Origin of the sequence: Planococcus sp. MSAK28401 (genome assembly GCF_018283455.1) — a bacterium.
Classification (GTDB): domain Bacteria; phylum Bacillota; class Bacilli; order Bacillales_A; family Planococcaceae; genus Planococcus; species Planococcus alpniumensis.
In genome coordinates, this window is the sequence record NZ_JAAMTH010000001.1 from 1,537,912 (window position 1) to 1,557,862 (window position 19,951).

Consider the following 19,951-nt stretch of genomic DNA (forward strand, 5'->3'; position numbering starts at 1 on the left):
CAATGAAGAAATGGTATGCGGTCATCGGAGATCCGATCTCTCATTCATTATCGCCTTTTATGCACGATCATTGGTTCGAAAAACACGGCATCGATGCTTCCTATATCCCGGTGCATGTAGAACCGAAACAGCTGGAACAAGCGTTTCATTCGATGAAATTGCTTGGAATCAGCGGGTTTAATATCACCTTGCCCCACAAGCAGGCGGCAATCCCGCTATTGGATGAGCTGGACGACACGGCACGCCTCATGAATGCGGTCAATACAGTCGCTGTAGAAAACGGGCGGTTGAAGGGATTCAATACAGATGGTGACGGGTTTGTCCGTTCGCTATTAAGTTATCCTGTCGATCAAGATCGCGCGTTGCTAGTGATCGGTGCAGGCGGGGCAGCAAGAGGCATCAGTTTTGCGCTCTCGCGTGCCGGATTCAGCAATATCACCATCACCAACCGCACATTCCGCAGGGCGCAGGAACTGGCGGATGAAACCGGCAGCAAGGCGATGGTGCTGGCAGAGGCCGAAGCGAACTTGAGCGAATTCGCCACGATCGTCCAGACCACTTCTGTCGGGTTGACTGAAGAAGCATTGCCGCTGTCCTTAACACATCTTGGAAGCGGCTCGGTCGTTGCGGACATCATTTACAACCCGCTCGAAACGCCATTTCTGAAAGAAGCGAAAGCGAGAGGCTGCCTGGTGCTGAACGGCGTCGGCATGTTCGTCAATCAAGGCGCTATCGCGTTCGAAAAATGGACCGGCATCCGCCCGGATACAGAAGAAATGATTCAATTGATTACGGAAAAATTAGGAGGAAATCATGTTAACAGGTAAACAAAAACGTTTTTTAAGAAGTGAAGCGCATCATTTGGACCCGATTTTCCAAGTCGGAAAAGGCGGCGTCAATGAAGCGATGCTCGTCCAGATCGGGGAAGCCCTTGAAAAACGCGAACTCGTAAAAATCAGTATTCTGCAAAACAATGAAGACGGCAAGCACGAAGTGGCTAAGCATTTGGCAGAGGGAACAAAAGCGCAATTGGTGCAATTGATTGGCCATACTGTCGTTTTATACAAAGCATCCGTCAACAATAAACGGATTGAGCTTCCGTGAAAAAACGCAAAATCGGCATTCTCGGCGGCACATTCAATCCGCCGCATTTTGGCCATTTGATTATGGCGAATGAAGCCTATTACGCATTGGGCTTGGATGAAGTGCGTTTCATGCCGAATGCCATCGCCCCTCATAAGGAATCGAGCGGCATCGATACAGAGACGCGTGTCAAGATGACGCGGCTTGCGATTGAGGGACAATCCCATTTCCGTCTAGAAGACATTGAAGTGTCGGGCGGTGGGGTCTCTTATACGTATGAAACGATGGTCAATCTCATCGAACGGGAACCGGAATGTGAATTTTATTTCATCATCGGCGGCGATATGGTCGAGAGCCTGCATACCTGGCACCGCATCGGCGAGCTGGCTGAATTGGTCCAGTTCGTCGGCATTGGGCGGCCGGGTTATATTGCTGAAACGGATTATCCGGTGATGATGATCGATTCGCCGGAAATGCATTTATCTTCGACGATGTTGCGGGAGCGCGTTTTGGCTGGCAAGCCATTGACTTTTTTCGTTCCCGAACACGTGGAAACTTTTATCCGGAAGGAGCGATTGTATGGACCCGAGCCTGATGCTCCAAAAAGTCAAAGAACGCCTTCCTGAAAAACGATTCAACCATGTGCTGGGCGTGATGAATACAGCGGTCGCGCTCGCGAAACAATATGAGGTGCCAGAAGAGCAAGCGCGCATTGCAGCCATTCTCCATGACGTAGTGAAATTCGCCGACCGTGAATGGATGCGCGGCATTATCGAAAAAGAAAGCATGGATCCGTTATTGCTCGACTATCATCACGAATTATGGCATGCTCCAGTCGGCGCTTATGTGGCTAAGCATGAATTCGGAGTCGAAGATGAAGAAATCCTCGACGCAATCCGCTATCATACGACAGGGCGTGCAGGCATGTCGGATCTTGAAAAAATCATTTACATTGCAGACATGATCGAGCCGAGCCGCAAATTTCCGGAAGTCGACCAGTTGAGAGCCATGAGAAATGATGGCCTCGACCGCTTGATGGAAGCGTCGATCCGGCAATCGATCGAGTTTCTCGCAACAAAAAATCAGCCGGTTTATCCGGATTCCTTAAAATGCCTCAAGCATTTTGAGCAACAGAAAGGGAACGTGAAGAATGACTAAAGATACATTATTGCAAGTGGCGTACCAAGCCGCAGAGGATAAAAAAGCAGAAGACATCGTTGTATTGAATATGGAAGGCATTTCGCTTTTGGCGGATTACTTCCTGATTTGCAGCGCGAACTCGGATCGCCAAGTACAGTCGATCGCCCGTGAATTGATGGATAAAGCTGGAGAAGCTGGCTATGAAGTCAAAAGTGTCGAAGGCTTCGACGCAGCACGCTGGGTCTTGGTCGACCTTGGCGATGTCGTGGCACATGTCTTCCATCGCGATGAGCGCTCGTATTACAACCTAGAGCGTCTATGGCGCGACGCCCCGCAGCTCGAAGTATGAACTACGGACGGTTTGCGGCAGTTTACGACGACTTGATGGAAGATATTCCATATGAACAATATGTGGAATGGATTGCTGAAACGATGCGCTCTGGATCTGTACTCGATCTTGCGTGCGGCACAGGCGTGCTGTCTGAATTGATGGCTGAACTCGGCTATGACGTGACGGCGAGTGATTTATCCGCTGACATGCTTACCGTTGCACAGAAGCGCTTCAAAGAATCGGCGTTGGATATTCCGGTGCTTCAATTGTCCATGGACAACCTGGAAGGCCTGGAAGGCTTCGACGCCGTGACTATCGCAATCGATTCGTTGAATTATTTAGCGAAAGAAGAGCAAGTCAAAAAGACATTTGAGCAAGTTTATGCGGCATTGAATGCGGGTGGATATTTCTTTTTTGATGTCCATTCGGTATTCAAGGTCGACGAGATTTTCATGAATAGCCCGTTCGTTTACGATGGGGAAGATCTTGCCTATATGTGGCATACTGAAAAAGGCTCAGCGCCTCACAGTGTCATTCACGATTTAACGTTTTTCGTGCGTGAAGGCTGGATGTTCGAGCGCTTTGAAGAAACACATGAACAACGGACTTTCCCGGTTGAAGTGTATAAAGAATGGCTCACGGAAGCCGGATTCACGGTGGAATCAGTGACTGCTGATTTCACTGTGGATGCACCTAATGACGAAAGCGAACGGATCTTTTTCCGTGCCAAAAAATAATCAGCAACACCAAACCCGCATATTTTTGTATGCGGGTTTTTTTCATGGAGTGATGGACTTTCGATCGGTTGTTATTATATAATTCAGACAGCTTCAGCTGTTTGCTTTCTGCGGAAACGAGGGATGCCCACTGAATATTTCTCCGCAAATCGCCAAATACGGCCGCATTGCTGTACCGATCGCCGCGGTTTTGGCGCTTCTCTATTTCTTTCTCCTGCACGAACCCCCTGAGGCCACGAGCCTCGACGAACTCACTTCCGAAACTACTGAACAACCGCCGCCACCGGAAACCGATCCAGCGGTCCCGACAAGCGTCATGATTGACGTGAAAGGCGCAGTCCAAAACGAGGGCTTATATGAATTGCCTGCCGGTTCGCGCATTAACGATGCTATCGAAGCTGCCGGCGGCTTTTTGCCGGAAGCAGACAGCCGCTCGATCAATCTGGCGGTCATCGTGCTCGATGAATCAGCGGTCTATGTGCCGAAACAAGGCGAAGAAAACGTGGAGCTGACAGGTGCAGCGCCTGGCGGCAGCGCAGAGCCCGGCCTTATCAATTTGAATACGGCAACCGAAGATGAATTGACCGATCTTCCTGGAATCGGGCCGGCTAAAGCAGCGGCAATCGTGGCGCATCGGACTGAAAACGGGCCCTTCAAAAGCACTGAGCAATTGATGGACGTGACAGGCATCGGCGAAAAGAGCTTTGAACAATTGAAGGAACTTGTCCGTGTCAGATAAGGACGGACGGCCCTTGACGAAACAACTGCCTCTGCTACACTTAATTTAACGAAACAGCAGGAGGCAATCAGATGAAGCGAATAACGTGGGATCAATTTTTTATGGCTCAAAGCCATCTTTTAGCGCTAAGAAGCACTTGCACAAGGCTGGCCGTCGGAGCGACGATCGTCCGGGACCGGCGCATCATGGCCGGGGGCTATAACGGCTCGATTTCCGGTGGGGACCATTGCATCGATAAAGGCTGCTATGTCGTCGATAACCATTGCGTGCGGACCATCCATGCGGAAATGAATGCACTGTTGCAATGTGCCAAATACGGGGTCAGCGTCAACGGCGCCGATATGTATGTCAGTCATTTCCCTTGCCTCCAATGCACGAAATCCATTATCCAGGCAGGCATTTCGCGCCTTTATTATGCAGCCGATTACAAAAACCATGAATATGCGATCGAACTGCTGGAACAAGCAAATGTCGAAGTGATCCAAGTGATGTTTGATGAACGGATGATCGATTTCCTTAGCGTCGAGAAAACGGCGCTTTATATGGAATTGATTGAAAAGCTTGGCGCAAAAGGGGCGAGCGAAGAAGAATTGTCCCATTATAAAGAACGGGTGAAGGAATTATTTGGAGAACTTCTCGTTTAACAGAAGCGTTATTTCTCTATGCAGCAATTGCAACGGCAATTGCCGCACAAGCAGCACATGGCTCAGCTGATCAGCTTTTGCTCATGGTGCTGCTTTTTTGCTGGATGATATACCGGAAAGAGCCGGGCGCTTGGCTGGCGGTCGTTTTCGCGGTGTCGTTGATTTCCTTCATTAATATAGATGCCCGTCTTGTGGAAGGGCCCTTTTTGACCGGGAGCTTTCACGGTGCGCTTGTTTTTAATGAAATGGCACTCGACGGCGACCGCTTGTCAGGGTTTGCGACTGCCGGTTCTGGCCAAATCGTTTATGCGAGCTACCGAATTCGTTCGATTGAAGAACAGCAGCGGTTGCAGGAGCTCGGCCCATCTGCAGAGCTGCAGGTGTCAGGAACATTTACGGAGCCGAGAAAGCCTGCTCATCAATACGCGTTTGATATGCGGGGCTACCTGGAGCGCCATAATGCAGCTGGCATGCTCGAGGTTGAATCGCTCGAGTCGGCGATATCGGGCACAGGCTTCCGTGCACGCTTGGCCAGGCAGCGCAGCGAGTTAATCGAACATATCGAGTCGTCCTTTCCTGAATCGTTGACAGTGGAAGCCCAGGCGCTGCTGCTCGGGGATCGCAGCGGCATGGATGCTGAACAGGCCAGGATCCAGCGGACGCTCGGCATCACGCACCTTTTTGCGATCTCTGGTTTGCATGTCGGCATCGTCACCGGCATGATTTATTTTGTATTGCTGCGCTTGCGGGTCAGGAAAGAAAGCGCAACGGTGTTGTTGCTGATTGTGCTGCCTTTGTATGCCGTGATGGCGGGCGCTGCCCCATCGGTCCTGCGGGCTTGCGCCATGGTGGTTTTAGTGTTGGCCGCGCGGCTTTTTGGTCTGCATGTGTCAGCCATGCAAGCATTATCAGCAAGCTTCATCTTGTTCTTATGGATGGACCCCGGCCTGTTGCAGGATATCGGCTTTCAATTGTCTTACGGAGCGAGTTTTGGAATCATCGCTTCGCTGAAATTGATGGAAGGAGCTTCTTTTATTAAAAGCGGTTTGATCGTTACGGCCGTTTCCCAGCTATGCCTTTATCCTCTTTTGCTGTTCCACTTTTTTGAAATCTCCCTATCCTCCTTTTTGGTAAATGCCATCTATGTCCCGTTGTTCACGCTGGTGATTTTGCCGGCGAATTTCATTTTATTGGCTGCAAGCTTTCTGCCGCTGGGTGTCGACGCTATCCTCTTTGCGGCCTATGAGCCGCTGCGCAACTGGATGGAAGGGGTGACTTCGTCTTTGGCGGGCTTGCCCAATCAAGTATGGACGCCAGGCAGGCCATCTCTTGGTTGGCTGTTGTTCATGGCTGCCGGTGTACTGCTATTTTTTGTCCAGGCGGAAAAGCGCTTTCGCCTGCGTTTATTGCTCGTCCTGCTCATTCCGGCACTGCTGCTGGCGTTAAAGCCGTATATCGATCCCAGGCTTCACGTTAGTTTTATCGACGTCGGACAGGGCGACAGCGCTTTGATTGAGCTGCCTTACCGCAAGGCGGTGTATTTAATCGATGCAGGCGGCGTATTGCGCTTTGATGGTGAGCCATTCCAGGAAAGGAGCCGGCCATTTGAAGTGGGGCGTCAAACCGTGGTGCCGTATTTGAAAGCGCGCGGCATCTCCCGCATCGATCTTTTCATTTTGAGCCATCCGGATGCGGACCATGCTGAAGGGGCGGATGAAGTTTTTGAAGAACTGGCTGTGGAGCTTCTGCATATTACGCCCGGCTCTGAAGCAAATGCTTTGATGACAGAGCTTGCGCCGTCTGCTCGTGAAGCCCGAGTGGAATTGCCAATGAGCGGTGCAGGCTGGCAAGTGGGTGATACGGAATTTTCGTATTTGTCGCCAGAAGATGAATTATATGAAGGCAATGATGATTCGCTGGTGTTGCTGATGGAGCATCAGGGGCAGCGATTCCTCTTTACGGGAGACCTGGAAAGTGAAGGCGAATCCAGGGTGGTGGAGCGCTACGGTGAACAACTAGCCGACATGACAGTCCTGAAAGTCGGACATCATGGGAGTAAGACATCGAGCTCACAACTTTTTCTGGAAGCCCTGCGGCCGCAAGTTTCAGTCGTTTCAGCAGGGATCGACAACCGCTATGGGCATCCAAGCCCTGAAGTGACGGCGCGGTTTGGCGAATTGGGTCTACGGCTCTTGTCGACAGCTGAAAATGGGACCATTCGCATGACGATCGAAGATGGGCGAGTGACAGTTGACACCAGCCGAAAATAAAAAAAGCCCCGGCCTATGCCGGAGCTTTTTTTGTAATCAGCGGGCTACGAATTGTACGACGCCAGCGATGATGAAAATAAGTGCGAAGAAACCAAAGGAAACGACGAAGCCCATCCCTGCATCGATGGCATCGTTGCGTTTGGACTGAACGTTCTGTTCAAATTCATTCATTGAAAATCCCTCCTAGTTGATTTTATTATAAGGGAACGATAACGAAAAATCCATATCGAACTAAACAATGTCCGCCGATTTTGGCCGACGTCACACAACTGTCAAAAGCGGACTTGCCCTGCGAGGCAGACCGATAGGGAGAAATCCGGTATAGTTAAGAACAGAGGGAGTGAAACGTATGATTACATCAATTTGGAAGTCGATACGCGCGGATAAAATCGATCCGGTTTATCTGATTGTCGGGACGGAGAGTTATTTCATCACCAAGACGATCGAATTGCTGAAAGCGCAAATGGCGGAAGCAGGGGAAACGGATGTCTCCAATTTTGACTTGGATGAAGTGCCGGTCGGCCATGTGCTGGAAGAAGCAGACACGATCCCGTTTTTCAGCGACCGTAAGCTGATCATCGCGCGCAATGCTTCGTTCCTGAAAGCGGCGGAACGCGGAAAAGAGAAAATCAACCACGACCTCAAATCCTTGGAAGCGTGGCTCGAGAATCCCCCAGCGACGAGCGTGACGGTTTTTGTGGCACCGTATGAAAAATTGGATGAACGCAAAAAAATCGTCAAGCTGATGAAAAAGAATGTCGTGCTCATCGAAGCAAAGGCGCTGCAGCCGCATGAATTGGAAAGCTGGATTGCCCACGAGGCAAAATCCCATGGCAAGACGCTGGAGCGGCAAAGTGCACAAAAGCTCATTGAAATGGCGGGCACCAATCTGACTTTGCTCGCTTCGGAGATCGAAAAGATGTCCTTATACCTCGGTTCGGAGCAAGAAGAGATTTCACAAGCGCTCATCGAAGACATGACTGCGCGGACGCTCGAGCAGGATGCTTTCAAAATGCTGCAGGCTTATCTCGACGGGGACATCCAGACGGCGCTCAGCGTCTATTACGACTTGCTGCGCCAAAAGGAAGAGCCGGTCGCACTCGCGGCACTGCTGGCGTCGCAGATCCGCTTTATGGTGCATGTCTATTATCTGCAGAAAAAAGGCTATCATGCGCAGCAAATTTCCAAACAGCTCAAGGCGCATCCCTACCGCGTCAAACTATTGGTGGAAAAGCGCCGGCAAATTTCGGAAGCCCGATTGCTTCAAGTGCTCGGCGATTTGGCGGATATCGACTTGCAATTGAAAACGGTGTCCGGCAACCGGGAACGGGTGCTGGAATTCTTTCTCATGAAACGCGCCGGGCATAATAAGCAATCGTCTTGAATAAGGAATCATCTATCGGAAAAAGCGCTGCCTGCTGAAGCGGGCGCCGCTTTTTCGTTTTTCACACAGAAAAAAGCCGACCCAATATAGGGCCGGCTTTTTGATGCGTTTTACGCTTTTTTCATGAGGCTTGATTTTCTACGGGCAGCAGTGTTTTTGTGGATCAAACCTTTAGAAGCTGCTTTCTCAACTTGTTTGATTGCTGCTTTAAGGGAATCCCCTTTGTTTTCTTCATTATTGGCTACAGCTTTCTCAGCCTTTTTCACAGAAGAACGCATTGCAGTTTTAACAGATGAGTTCTGAGCATTTTTCGTATCGTTCGTGCGAACACGTTTGATTGCAGATTTAATGTTTGGCATATCTTTCACCTCCTAGACAATTTGAGCGGCAGGCATAAGCCCTTGCTCTTCAGTGTCTCTATACAACAAAAGTTATTTTATCAAATCGGCTGGCCGAATGCAATAGTTACGTGCAAAGAAGTTTGCCTTGACACTGAAAGCTTTATGCGGTCATTCATTGCCCAATACCCACTTGACTGCTATAATTCAAAGTAGTTTATATGGGAGTGAAGAAAATGGACCAAGAACAGAGATTAGCGAGACAACAGAAGATCCGCAACTTTTCCATCATCGCACACATCGATCATGGGAAATCGACGCTGGCCGACCGCATTTTGGAAAGAACCAATGCACTGACAGCACGCGAAATGAAATCCCAATTGCTCGACTCCATGGATTTGGAGCGTGAGCGGGGAATCACCATTAAATTGAACGCCGTCCAGCTCAATTATACAGCAAAAGACGGAGAAACATACATTATGCACTTGATCGACACGCCAGGCCATGTCGATTTCACGTACGAAGTATCAAGAAGTCTCGCAGCATGTGAAGGCGCTGTTTTGGTCGTCGATGCGGCACAAGGAATTGAAGCGCAGACGCTTGCCAATGTCTATTTGGCGCTCGACAACGATCTCGAGATTCTTCCGGTCATCAATAAAATCGATTTGCCTGCAGCTGACCCTGAGCGCGTGCGCCAGGAAGTCGAGGACGTCATCGGCCTTGATGCGTCTGAAGCGGTGCTGGCTTCCGCAAAAGCGGGAATCGGCATCGAAGAGATTCTTGAACAGATCGTCGAAAAAGTTCCACCGCCGACAGGTGACCCATCAGCACCGCTCAAAGCGATGATTTTCGATTCTTTGTATGATCCGTATCGCGGCGTTGTTGCTTATATCCGGATCATGGAAGGCACAGTCAAGCCAGGCGATAAGATCAAGATGATGGCGAGCGGCAAAGAGTTCGATGTCGTCGAAGCAGGTGTCTTTACGCCGAAAGTGACATTGCGCGACGAATTGACCGTCGGCGATGTTGGTTTCCTGACGGCTTCCATCAAAAATGTCGCGGATTCACGCGTCGGGGATACGATCACGCTTGCGGAAAACCCGGCACAACAAGCACTGCCTGGCTACCGCCGCTTGAACCCAATGGTTTATTGCGGGATGTACCCGATCGATACATCGAAATACAATGATTTGCGCGATGCACTGGAAAAATTGGAGCTGAACGATGCAGCATTGCAATTCGAGCCTGAATCCTCACAAGCGCTTGGCTTCGGCTATCGCTGTGGGTTCCTTGGCCTATTGCATATGGAGATTATCCAGGAACGCATTGAACGTGAATTCAATATCGATTTGATCACGACAGCACCAAGTGTTATCTACCATGTCCACATGACGGACGGGGAAGTGCTTAATATTGATAACCCGGCGATGATGCCGGACCCGCAAAAGATTGAATATGTCGAAGAGCCATATGTCAAAGCGACTGTCATGGTCCCGAACGATTTCGTCGGCGCCGTCATGGAAATCTGCCAACAGAAGCGCGGTAATTTCATGACCATGGATTACCTCGACAACTCACGCGTCAGCATTATTTACGAATTGCCGCTTGCGGAAATCGTCTATGATTTCTTCGATCAGTTGAAATCGGGCACAAAAGGTTATGCCTCGTTCGATTATGAATTGATCGGCTATAAAGATTCCAAATTGGTGAAAATGGACATTCTCCTGAACGCTGAGAAAGTCGATGCCTTGAGCTTCATCGTCCATAGGGATTTTGCTTACGAGCGCGGGAAAATCATTGTCGACAAATTGAAGACATTGATTCCACGCCAGCAGTTTGAAGTTCCGATCCAAGCCGCTATCGGCCAGAAGATCGTGGCTCGCCAAACAATCAGTGCCATCCGGAAAAACGTCCTCGCGAAATGTTATGGCGGCGATATTTCCCGGAAGCGTAAATTGTTGGACAAGCAGAAAGAAGGGAAAAAGCGGATGAAGCAAGTTGGCTCCGTGGAAGTCCCGCAAGAAGCATTTATGGCTGTTCTCAAAATGGATGACCAATCCAAATAAACGAAAAAAAGGAGGCGGTTTTTCTGCCTCCTTTTCCTATTAGAAAGAAGGATTTTTTATGGTAAAAGGCATGTATATCCATATCCCATTCTGCCACCAGATTTGTTTTTACTGTGATTTTAATAAAGTATTCTTCAAAGACCAACCAGTGGACGCCTATATTGAATCGATCGGCAAGGAATTGGCGCTGTGGAAGCAAGAAGGCGCGCTGGATGAGCCGCTTGAGACGGTTTTTCTCGGCGGGGGAACACCGACGGCCCTGACGCCTGAGCAGCTCGAGCGCTTGCTTGAGTTGATCCATCAATACGTTCCGATGACCCAAGATGTGGAATGGAGCTCTGAGGCGAATCCGGATGAATTGACGCGTGAAAAAATGGAAGTGCTGTTTAAAGGCGGCATCAACCGGCTGAGTATGGGCGTCCAGACCTTCGACCAGGATTTATTGAAGCGGCTCGGTCGCACGCACGCCAATGAGGATGTATTACGAGCTGTCGAAACCGCTCGGGAAGTCGGATTCACGAATATCAGCTTTGACTTGATGTATGGGCTGCCTGGACAGACGATGGCGCAATGGGACGAAACGCTTGAGCGGGCATTCGCATTCAACATGCCGCATTTCTCAGCGTACTCATTGATCATCGAACCGAAAACGGTATTCTATAATTTAATGGTCAAGGGCAAGCTCAATACAGTGACCGAAGACTTGGAAGGCGATATGTACGAGCGACTCATGGATGAAATGGAAAAGCATGGCTTGCATCAATATGAAATTTCCAATTTCGCAAAGCCTGGGCATGAATCCCGCCACAATCTCCTGTACTGGGACAATGAAGAATATATCGGTGTCGGCGCCGGCGCTCACGGCTATGTGAACGGCATCCGCTATTCCAATCACGGGCCTTTGAAAAAATACATGGAACCGCTCGAATCTGGAGTGCGGCCAGTGCTTGACGCTACTGACGTTTCTGTGAAAGCACAGATGGAAGAGGAAATGTTCCTCGGCCTGCGGAAAACGGCTGGTGTGAACATGGCGCATTTCGAAGAAAAATTCGGTTCGCCGCTTGAACAGGTGTATGGAGAAATTCTGCAAAATGAAAAAATGAAAGGCAATTTGGCTGTTGAACGAGGGTATGTCAAATTGACGCAAAAGGGCCGGTTTGTCGGCAATGAAGTTTTCGAGCAATTTTTGCTTTCATAAGAAGCGCTTCCGTTGACAAGCAAAAAAAGATTTGGTAATTTTAGTGTAGTCTTAGCACTCGAACTCATAGAGTGCTAACAGAGGTGATGATCATGTTAACAGAACGGCAGCTGCTCATTTTGAAAGTGACAGTCGATGATTATATCCAATCAGCGCAGCCGGTAGGATCGAACCAACTAGCTAAAAAGCCAAGCATCACTTCCAGTTCAGCGACCATTCGCAACGAATTGGCTGAGCTCGAAGGCCAGGGCTACCTCGAAAAGACTCACACATCCTCGGGCCGGATTCCGTCTCAAAAAGGCTATCGCTATTATGTGGACCATTTGCTGACGCCGAATCCAGTACCGCAACAGGACATTGTCCAGCTTCGTTCGGTTTTCGAGGAGAAAGTGACCGAAACCGAGGAAATCATCAAACGTTCGGCTGGCATCCTGTCCGAATTGACGAATTATACGTCGATTCTGCTCGGGCCAGATATCCGCAAACACATCGTCAAGAAATTGTCGATTGTGCCCTTGTCTCCGGGAATGGCGGTGGCGATCATCGTCACCGATTCGGGCCATGTGGAAAACCGGGTATTCTCCATCCCGCCGGATTTGGATCCATCTGACATCGAAAAGATGGTCAATATCTTGAACGAGCGGCTCATCGGCGTCTCGCTGCATGATTTGCACAAACGCCTTGAGCAGGAAACGCTCGCTCTCTTGCGCCAGCATATCGAGCGCTACGGGGAATTATTCCGTACATTCCAGCAGGCTTTGCTGCTTCCTCGCTCGGAGAATGTGTATTATGGAGGCAAGCTGAACATTTTGAAGCAGCCGGATTTTCATGATATTCAAAAAATCCGTGAGTTGATGGATGTGATGGAAGAAGGGAAGCACATTCCTGAAATTCTGCCAATCGGCGCTCAAGGGCTCCAAATTCGCATCGGTTCGGAAAACGCGTTGGCGGCCATGGAAGATTGCTCGGTTATCACGGTATCTTATGATATCGGGGATGAGCAGATGGGTTCCATCGCAATTGTCGGGCCGAAAAGGATGGATTATCGACGGATCGTTTCGCTGCTCGATTACGTAAGCGGCGATCTATCGAAAGAGCTGACGCGGCTATTTCAAGGAAAGTGAACCAAAGGAGGCACATATTTTGTCGAATGAAAAAGAAACAATCAAACAACAAGATCTAGAGCAAGATCCTGCACAACGTGAGGCGCAGGAGACTGTGGATGCAACAGCAGAAACAGCTGAAGGAGCAGAGCCGGGGACAGTGGAATCATCCGATCAGGCACAATCGGAAGAGCCGGTAGATGAGAAAGCCCAGCTTCAAGCCCAGCTTGAAGAAGAGCAGAACAAATACTTGCGTCTTTTGGCAGATTATGACAACTTCAAACGCCGCACGAAAAAAGACCAGGAATTGGCAAAGCAATTCCGTTCCCAATCATTGTTGACGGATCTTTTGCCAGTCATGGATAATTTTGACCGTGCGCTTGCTGTTGAAGCGAAAAGCGAAGAATCTGCCTCTCTTTTGAAGGGCCTCGAAATGGTCAAGAAATCCTTGGCTGACGCTGTAGCGGCGGAAGGCTTGGAAGAGATCAAAGCGGTCGGCGAACCATTCGACCCTCATTTCCACCAGGCAGTCATGCAGGAAAGCGATGCAGACAGCGAGCCGGGAACGGTGTTACAGGAGCTGCAAAAGGGGTATACCCTGAATGGCAGAGTGCTTCGCCCGGCAATGGTAAAAGTGAACGAATAATTGAAACTCAAGAATCTAACGTTAATGGAGGAATTTTAAATGAGCAAAATTATCGGAATTGACTTAGGTACAACAAACTCAGCGGTCGCAGTCTTAGAAGGCGGCGAGCCGAAAATCATCCCAAACCCGGAAGGCAACCGCACGACACCATCGGTCGTATCGTTCAAAAACGGCGAACGCCAAGTCGGTGAAGTCGCAAAACGCCAATCCATCACGAACCCAAACACCATCCAATCCGTAAAACGCTTGATGGGTACACAGGAAAAAGTGACGGCTGAAGATAAAGAATACACACCACAGGAAGTTTCAGCGATGATCCTTCAATACATCAAAGGCTATGCTGAAGATTATCTCGGCGAGAAAGTGACGAAAGCTGTTATCACGGTACCGGCATATTTCAACGATGCAGAACGTCAAGCGACAAAAGACGCTGGGCGCATTGCAGGCCTTGAAGTGGAACGCATCATCAACGAGCCGACAGCGGCAGCGCTTGCTTACGGCCTCGATAAAATGGAAAAAGACGAAACAGTTTTGGTCTATGACCTTGGCGGCGGTACATTCGACGTATCGATCCTTGAACTCGGCGACGGCGTTTTTGAAGTAAAATCGACTGCCGGCGATAACCGTCTGGGCGGCGATGATTTCGATAAGTTAATCATCGACTATTTGGTCCAGGAATTCAAAAAAGAAAACGGCATCGACTTGTCGAAAGACAAAATGGCGACACAGCGCTTGAAAGATGCAGCTGAAAAAGCGAAGAAAGATTTGTCAGGCGTTACATCGACTCAAATTTCATTGCCGTTTATCACAGCTGGTGAATCTGGCCCGCTTCATATGGAAATGAGCCTATCCCGCGCGAAATTCGACGAGTTGACTTCTTCTCTAGTCGAACGCACAATGGGGCCGACTCGCCAAGCCTTGAAAGATGCAGGCATTTCTGCTTCAGAACTTGACCGCGTCATTTTGGTCGGCGGATCTACACGCATCCCATCTGTCCAAGAAGCTGTTAAAAAAGAAACAGGCAAAGACCCTCATAAAGGCGTAAACCCGGATGAAGTTGTCGCAATGGGTGCTGCTGTACAAGGCGGCGTATTGACTGGAGACGTCCAAGACGTAGTATTGCTTGATGTAACTCCATTGTCTCTTGGTATCGAAACGATGGGCGGTGTGTTCACGAAATTGATCGAGCGCAACACGACGATCCCGACATCTAAATCACAGACATTCTCTACTGCAGCGGACAACCAGCCGGCAGTTGACATCCATGTCTTGCAAGGTGAACGCCCGATGGCAGCGGACAATAAAACACTCGGCCGCTTCCAATTGGCTGATATTCCGCCTGCACCGCGCGGCGTGCCGCAAATCGAAGTCAGCTTCGATATCGACAAAAACGGCATTGTCAGCGTAAAAGCGAAAGATCTCGGCACGCAAAAAGAACAAACGATCACGATTCAATCCAACACGACGCTTACGGATGATGAGATCGACCGCATGGTAAAAGAAGCGGAAGAAAATGCCGAAGCAGACGCGAAGCGTAAAGAAGAAGTAGAACTTCGCAACGAAGCGGACCAAGCAGTCTTCACGACAGATAAAACGATCGAAGACCTTGGTGAAGCAGTTTCTGAAGACGAAAAGAAACAAGCTGAAGAAGCGCGCGATGAATTGAAAACAGCGCTTGAAGGCACGGACATCGAAGATATCCGTACGAAGAAAGATAAATTGCAGGAGCTTCTTCAAGGCTTTGCCATGAAAGCTTACGAGCAGGCAGCCCAGAACCAGCAAGGGGCTGAAGGCGAAGGCCAGCAAGGAAATGACGATGTCATGGATGCTGAGTTCGAAGAAGTAAACGACGATAAAGACAAGTAAGATATGCAAGGCCGAAAAAGTCAAAGCAAAGCAACTGCTTTGGCTTTTTCAATGTCTTTGCAAGCGCAATTTAAACCGTGTACAATTACAGTTGACTGCAAGAGGGAGAGTGACCTATGAATAAGCGAGACTATTACGAAGTCCTTGGCGTTTCTAAGGATGCTTCAAAAGAGGAAATCAAGAAAGCGTACCGGAAGCTTTCCAAACAATATCACCCGGACATCAATAAGGAAGCGGATGCTTCCGAGAAGTTCCAGGAGGTCAAAGAAGCCTACGAAGTGTTGAGTGATGAGCAAAAACGCTCCCAGTATGACCAATTCGGCCATCAGGATCCAAACCAAGGCTTCGGTGGCGGCGGATTTGGCGGTGCGGAAGGATTCGGATTTGATGATATTTTCAGTACCTTCTTCGGCGGCGGCACGCGTCGCCGCGACCCGAATGCACCTAGAAAAGGCGATGATCTTCAATATTCCATGACCATCGATTTTCTGGATGCCGTATTCGGCGAGGAGACGGAAATTGAAATTCCGAAAGATGAAACATGCGAAACTTGCGACGGCTCAGGAGCGAAGCCCGGAACGAGCAAGAAAACTTGCCCGTATTGCGAAGGAACGGGCCAGTTGAATGTCGCGCAAGATACGCCATTCGGCCGCATGGTCAATCGCCGTGCATGCCATCACTGTGAAGGCACCGGCCAAATCATCGAAGAAAAATGCACAACTTGCCGTGGTGCAGGTAAAGTGAGAAAAATGAAGAAGATCAAAGTGACGGTTCCAGCCGGCGTCGATGACGGGCAGCAATTGCGCGTATCAGGACAAGGCGGGCCAGGCTTTAACGGCGGGACAGCCGGAGACCTATACGTGCTGTTCCGTGTCAAACCCCATGCGCAATTCGAACGTGACGGGGACGACATTCATTTGGAATTGCCAATCACTTACCCGCAAGCAGCACTTGGTGACGAGATCGAAGTCCCGACTGTTTCCGGTAAAGTAAAACTGAAGATTCCGGCCGGAACGCAAAACGGCGCCCGTTTCCGCTTGCGTGGAAAAGGCGTACAAAACGTTCACGGCTATGGCGTCGGCGATCAACACATCACCATCAAAGTGAAAGTCCCGACCAAGTTAAGCGAAAAGCAGAAACAATTGCTGCGTGAGTTTGCCGAAATTTCCGGAGATATCCCGGAAGAGCAAAGCAGCTCATTGTTCGATAAGATTAAAAGAACCATCAAAGGTGATTAATAGACAGGTATAGCCTTGGACAAATGGAAAACTCCCGTGAAGCAGGGAGTTTTCTGTCTGTTACATAATTGTTCAATAAAGGAGCTGGTCGCAAGTGAAATGGTCTGAGCTGTCGATTCATACAACGAACGAAGCGATTGAATCAATTTCCAACATTCTGCATGAAGCAGGGGCGAGCGGAGTCGTCATCGAGGACTCCGAAGATCTGACGAAAGACCGCGAAGATGTATTCGGTGAAATTTACTCACTCGATCCTGAAGACTTTCCGACAGAAGGCGTCATTTTGAAAGCGTATTTGCCGGTAAATAGCTTTCTCGGGGAAGCCGTCGAAGGCATTAAACTGGCGATCAATAATCTGGCAGAATTCAATATCAATGTCGGGCGCAATGTCGTCACAATCAGTGAAGTGAATGAAGAAGATTGGGCGACGTCATGGAAGAAGTATTACCATCCGGTAAAAATTTCCAAAAGATTCACCATTGTGCCGACATGGGAAACCTATCATCCAGTTTCAAGCGATGAATTGATCATCGAACTCGATCCGGGCATGGCATTCGGTACGGGAACGCATCCGACAACTGTTATGAGCCTGCAAGCACTTGAAAAGCATGTCGATAAAGGCAATACGGTCATCGATGTCGGCACGGGGTCAGGAGTGCTTGCAATCGGAGCTGCTTTACTCGAAGCACAATCAGTAAGAGCACTAGATCTTGATGAGATTGCCGTAAAAGCAGCAGGGCTGAATGTGAAGTTGAACAAAGTACAAAACCGTGTCGATGTATTCCATGGCAACTTGCTCGAAGCAATTGATGATCCCGCAGATGTAGTCGTAGCGAATATTTTGGCGGAAATCATCATGTCGTTTACAGACGATGCGTATCAAGCGGTCAAACCTGGCGGAATTTACATCACGTCAGGAATCATCGCCCAGAAGAAAAACGATGTGAAGCAAGCGCTCGAAGCTTCAGGCTTTATCATTGAAGATATTATGATGATGGAAGACTGGGTAACGATCATTTCAAAAAAACCGCTATAACGGGGTGCGACCATGCAACGATATTTTTTGGAAGATAAAGAATCCGCCAATGGCTATATGACGATTACAGGCGACGACGCTAAGCATATTGCCAAAGTGATGCGCCAATCAGTAGGTGACCAACTGATTGCCGTTGTTTCCGGCAAAGTCCATTTGGCGGAGGTCACGGATATTGACTTGGATATTCAAGTCAAGCTCATCCGTGAGCTCGAGGACCGCAGCGAATTGCCGAAAAAAGTGACCATTGCTTGTGGCCTGCCAAAAGGCGATAAGCTCGAGCTGATCACCCAAAAAGCAACGGAATTGGGGATGAGCGCGCTATTGCCCTATTCGGCGGAGCGCTCGATCGTTAAGTGGGACGGAGCTAAAAGTGCAAAAAAAATAGAGCGGTTGAAAAAAATCGCCAAGGAAGCGGCTGAGCAATCGCATCGCAGCCGCATTCCTGACATACATACGGTGCACAGCTTTAAAGAGCTGGCGATTGAAGCAGAAAATTATGATGCGGTTATTGTCGCCTATGAAGAAGAGGCAAAAAAGAGCGGCGGAAAGCGGTTTGCCGAAATTCTGGAATCATTGTATGATAAAGACTCAATATTGCTTGTTTTCGGGCCAGAAGGCGGCATTTCGGAAGTGGAAGCGGCCGTACTCAAAAAGGCAGGCGCACAGTTCACTGCGCTTGGACCGCGTATTTTGCGCACAGAAACAGCACCGCTTTATGCATTGTCTGCAATTTCCTATGAATTTGAATGAAAGAGGTGGCACTTGATGTCAACAGTCGCATTTCATACATTAGGTTGCAAAGTGAACCATTATGAAACCGAAGCGATTTGGCAATTATTCAAAGCACAGGGTTATGAGCGCACTGAATTTGAGCGTCTTTCCGATGTATATGTCATCAATACCTGCACCGTCACCAACACTGGCGACAAAAAGAGCCGGCAAGTAATACGCCGTGCCGTCCGCTCCAATCCGGATGCGGTCATTTGCGTGACAGGCTGCTATGCCCAGACTTCGCCCGCTGAAATCATGGCAATTCCCGGCGTCGATATCGTCGTCGGTACGCAAGACCGGACAATGCTTCTGGAATATATTGAGCAATATCGTGCAGAGCGCAAGCCGATCAATGCCGTGGGCAATATCATGAAGAACCGGGTCTATGAAGAATTGGATGTGCCCGCATTCACAGACCGTACGCGTGCTTCGTTGAAAATCCAGGAAGGCTGCAATAATTTTTGCACATTTTGCATCATTCCTTGGGCGCGGGGATTGATGCGCTCGCGTGACCCGCAGGAAGTTATCCGCCAAGCGCAGCAATTGGTCGATGCCGGCTATCAGGAAATCGTTTTGACCGGTATCCATACAGGTGGCTACGGTGAGGATCTTAAAGAGTATAATCTGGCGCAGCTTTTGCGCGATTTGGAAGCGGACGTGAAAGGCTTGAAACGCCTGCGCATTTCTTCGATCGAAGCAAGCCAGCTGACTGATGAAGTCATCGCGGTCTTGAAACAATCCGAAATTGTTGTGCGGCACCTCCACATTCCGATCCAATCCGGTTCCGACACGGTCTTGAAGCGGATGCGGCGAAAGTATACGATGGCATTTTTTGCGAATCGCCTCGAACGCTTGCGCGATGCCTTGCCGGATTTGGCGATTACGTCTGACGTCATCGTCGGGTTTCCTGGAGAAACGGAAGAAGAATTCATGGAGACCTTCAATTTCATCCGCGACCACAGATTCTCGGAGCTACATGTATTCCCTTATTCGATGCGCACCGGTACACCGGCAGCGCGTATGGATGACCAGATCGATGAAGCGATCAAGAATGAACGCGTCCACCGCCTGATCCAATTGAACGATCAGCTGGCGAAGGAATATGCCAGCCGCTATGAAGGCGAGCTCCTTGAGATCATCCCTGAAGAAGAGTCGAAAGACTATCCGTCAGGCGGCATGCTTGTCGGCTATACGGATAATTACTTAAAAGTCGCCATTGCCGGCGATGAATCGTTGATCGGGAAAATCGTTAAGGTGAAAATCACCAAAGCGGGATACCCATTGAACGAAGGGCAGTTTGTCCGCGTGATGGACAGCTTGCCGGCTTGAAAGAAAACCAACTAGTAGAATGGAGAACTGAA

At 49.3% G+C, this 19,951-nt stretch carries 21 protein-coding genes; 19 read left to right on the plus strand and 2 right to left on the minus strand.

The window, feature by feature from the left end; translation table 11 throughout:
* The first annotated feature begins 2 nt into the window (after positions 1-2).
* From aroE to G3255_RS07840, 9 genes are all read left to right on the plus strand, one after another.
* Positions 3-827 carry a shikimate dehydrogenase gene (gene aroE, locus G3255_RS07800; RefSeq protein ID WP_211653970.1) on the plus strand — a complete coding sequence of 275 codons (825 nt, stop codon included), beginning with the start codon at positions 3-5 and terminating at the stop codon, positions 825-827.
* On the plus strand, positions 814-1,104 hold the full coding sequence (yhbY, locus tag G3255_RS07805) for a ribosome assembly RNA-binding protein YhbY (protein ID WP_211653971.1): 291 nt from the start codon (positions 814-816) through the stop codon (positions 1,102-1,104). The genes aroE and yhbY overlap by 14 nt, the downstream gene beginning before the upstream one ends.
* Positions 1,101-1,709 (plus strand): nicotinate-nucleotide adenylyltransferase, encoded by a 609-nt coding sequence (locus G3255_RS07810; RefSeq protein WP_211653972.1) that lies wholly within the window; start codon positions 1,101-1,103, stop codon positions 1,707-1,709. Before yhbY ends, G3255_RS07810 begins: the two co-directional genes overlap by 4 nt.
* Positions 1,663-2,241 (plus strand): bis(5'-nucleosyl)-tetraphosphatase (symmetrical) YqeK, encoded by a 579-nt coding sequence (gene yqeK, locus G3255_RS07815; protein ID WP_211653973.1) that lies wholly within the window; start codon positions 1,663-1,665, stop codon positions 2,239-2,241. Before G3255_RS07810 ends, yqeK begins: the two co-directional genes overlap by 47 nt.
* Positions 2,234-2,572, plus strand: a complete 339-nt coding sequence (gene rsfS / locus G3255_RS07820; protein WP_211653974.1) for a ribosome silencing factor — start codon at positions 2,234-2,236, stop codon at positions 2,570-2,572. Before yqeK ends, rsfS begins: the two co-directional genes overlap by 8 nt.
* Entirely contained in the window at positions 2,569-3,291 is a 723-nt protein-coding gene (locus G3255_RS07825; protein ID WP_211653975.1) for a class I SAM-dependent DNA methyltransferase, read from the plus strand. Before rsfS ends, G3255_RS07825 begins: the two co-directional genes overlap by 4 nt.
* 190 nt (positions 3,292-3,481) lie before the next feature.
* Complete coding sequence (locus G3255_RS07830; RefSeq protein ID WP_249222084.1) at positions 3,482-4,030, plus strand: helix-hairpin-helix domain-containing protein; 549 nt, start codon at positions 3,482-3,484, stop codon at positions 4,028-4,030.
* Between the two features lie 71 nt (positions 4,031-4,101).
* Positions 4,102-4,674: a ComE operon protein 2 gene (locus G3255_RS07835; RefSeq protein WP_211653976.1), complete on the plus strand. Its 573-nt coding sequence runs from the start codon at positions 4,102-4,104 to the stop codon at positions 4,672-4,674.
* Positions 4,675-4,778: 104 nt separating this feature from the next.
* Positions 4,779-6,944 (plus strand): DNA internalization-related competence protein ComEC/Rec2, encoded by a 2,166-nt coding sequence (locus G3255_RS07840; RefSeq protein WP_249222085.1) that lies wholly within the window; start codon positions 4,779-4,781, stop codon positions 6,942-6,944.
* A 36-nt stretch (positions 6,945-6,980) separates the two neighbouring features.
* Here G3255_RS07840 and G3255_RS07845 read toward each other — a convergent pair whose 3' ends face one another.
* Positions 6,981-7,115, minus strand: coding sequence for a YqzM family protein (locus G3255_RS07845; protein WP_082799234.1), 135 nt, complete (start codon positions 7,113-7,115; stop codon positions 6,981-6,983).
* 178 nt (positions 7,116-7,293) lie between these two features.
* Between G3255_RS07845 and holA the strand changes: the two genes are divergently transcribed.
* Positions 7,294-8,328: a DNA polymerase III subunit delta gene (gene holA / locus G3255_RS07850; protein ID WP_211653978.1), complete on the plus strand. Its 1,035-nt coding sequence runs from the start codon at positions 7,294-7,296 to the stop codon at positions 8,326-8,328.
* 110 nt (positions 8,329-8,438) lie between these two features.
* Here holA and rpsT read toward each other — a convergent pair whose 3' ends face one another.
* A complete protein-coding gene (gene rpsT / locus G3255_RS07855) occupies positions 8,439-8,687 on the minus strand; it encodes a 30S ribosomal protein S20 (protein ID WP_101190205.1) in 249 nt (82 codons plus the stop codon).
* 215 nt (positions 8,688-8,902) lie between these two features.
* On the opposite strand from rpsT, the gene lepA reads away from it, so the two are divergent.
* The 9 genes from lepA (at position 8,903) to mtaB (ending at position 19,919) form a co-directional block, all read left to right on the plus strand.
* Positions 8,903-10,732, plus strand: a complete 1,830-nt coding sequence (gene lepA / locus G3255_RS07860) for a translation elongation factor 4 (RefSeq protein ID WP_211653979.1) — start codon at positions 8,903-8,905, stop codon at positions 10,730-10,732.
* A 58-nt stretch (positions 10,733-10,790) separates the two neighbouring features.
* Positions 10,791-11,930 (plus strand): radical SAM family heme chaperone HemW, encoded by a 1,140-nt coding sequence (gene hemW, locus G3255_RS07865; RefSeq protein WP_211653980.1) that lies wholly within the window; start codon positions 10,791-10,793, stop codon positions 11,928-11,930.
* A gap of 92 nt (positions 11,931-12,022) precedes the next feature.
* The gene (hrcA, locus tag G3255_RS07870) at positions 12,023-13,054 is read left to right on the plus strand and encodes a heat-inducible transcriptional repressor HrcA (RefSeq protein WP_211653981.1); all 1,032 of its coding nucleotides are present in this window, start codon (positions 12,023-12,025) and stop codon (positions 13,052-13,054) included.
* A gap of 19 nt (positions 13,055-13,073) precedes the next feature.
* Positions 13,074-13,679 carry a nucleotide exchange factor GrpE gene (grpE, locus tag G3255_RS07875; protein WP_249222086.1) on the plus strand — a complete coding sequence of 202 codons (606 nt, stop codon included), beginning with the start codon at positions 13,074-13,076 and terminating at the stop codon, positions 13,677-13,679.
* Positions 13,680-13,718: 39 nt separating this feature from the next.
* Positions 13,719-15,545, plus strand: a complete 1,827-nt coding sequence (gene dnaK / locus G3255_RS07880; protein ID WP_211653982.1) for a molecular chaperone DnaK — start codon at positions 13,719-13,721, stop codon at positions 15,543-15,545.
* Between the two features lie 116 nt (positions 15,546-15,661).
* A complete protein-coding gene (dnaJ, locus tag G3255_RS07885; RefSeq protein ID WP_211653983.1) occupies positions 15,662-16,783 on the plus strand; it encodes a molecular chaperone DnaJ in 1,122 nt (373 codons plus the stop codon).
* 94 nt (positions 16,784-16,877) lie between these two features.
* A complete protein-coding gene (prmA, locus tag G3255_RS07890) occupies positions 16,878-17,819 on the plus strand; it encodes a 50S ribosomal protein L11 methyltransferase (RefSeq protein ID WP_211653984.1) in 942 nt (313 codons plus the stop codon).
* Positions 17,820-17,831: 12 nt separating this feature from the next.
* Positions 17,832-18,569: a 16S rRNA (uracil(1498)-N(3))-methyltransferase gene (locus G3255_RS07895; RefSeq protein WP_211653985.1), complete on the plus strand. Its 738-nt coding sequence runs from the start codon at positions 17,832-17,834 to the stop codon at positions 18,567-18,569.
* A 15-nt stretch (positions 18,570-18,584) separates the two neighbouring features.
* Positions 18,585-19,919: a tRNA (N(6)-L-threonylcarbamoyladenosine(37)-C(2))-methylthiotransferase MtaB gene (gene mtaB / locus G3255_RS07900; protein WP_211653986.1), complete on the plus strand. Its 1,335-nt coding sequence runs from the start codon at positions 18,585-18,587 to the stop codon at positions 19,917-19,919.
* Positions 19,920-19,951 lie beyond the last annotated feature (32 nt).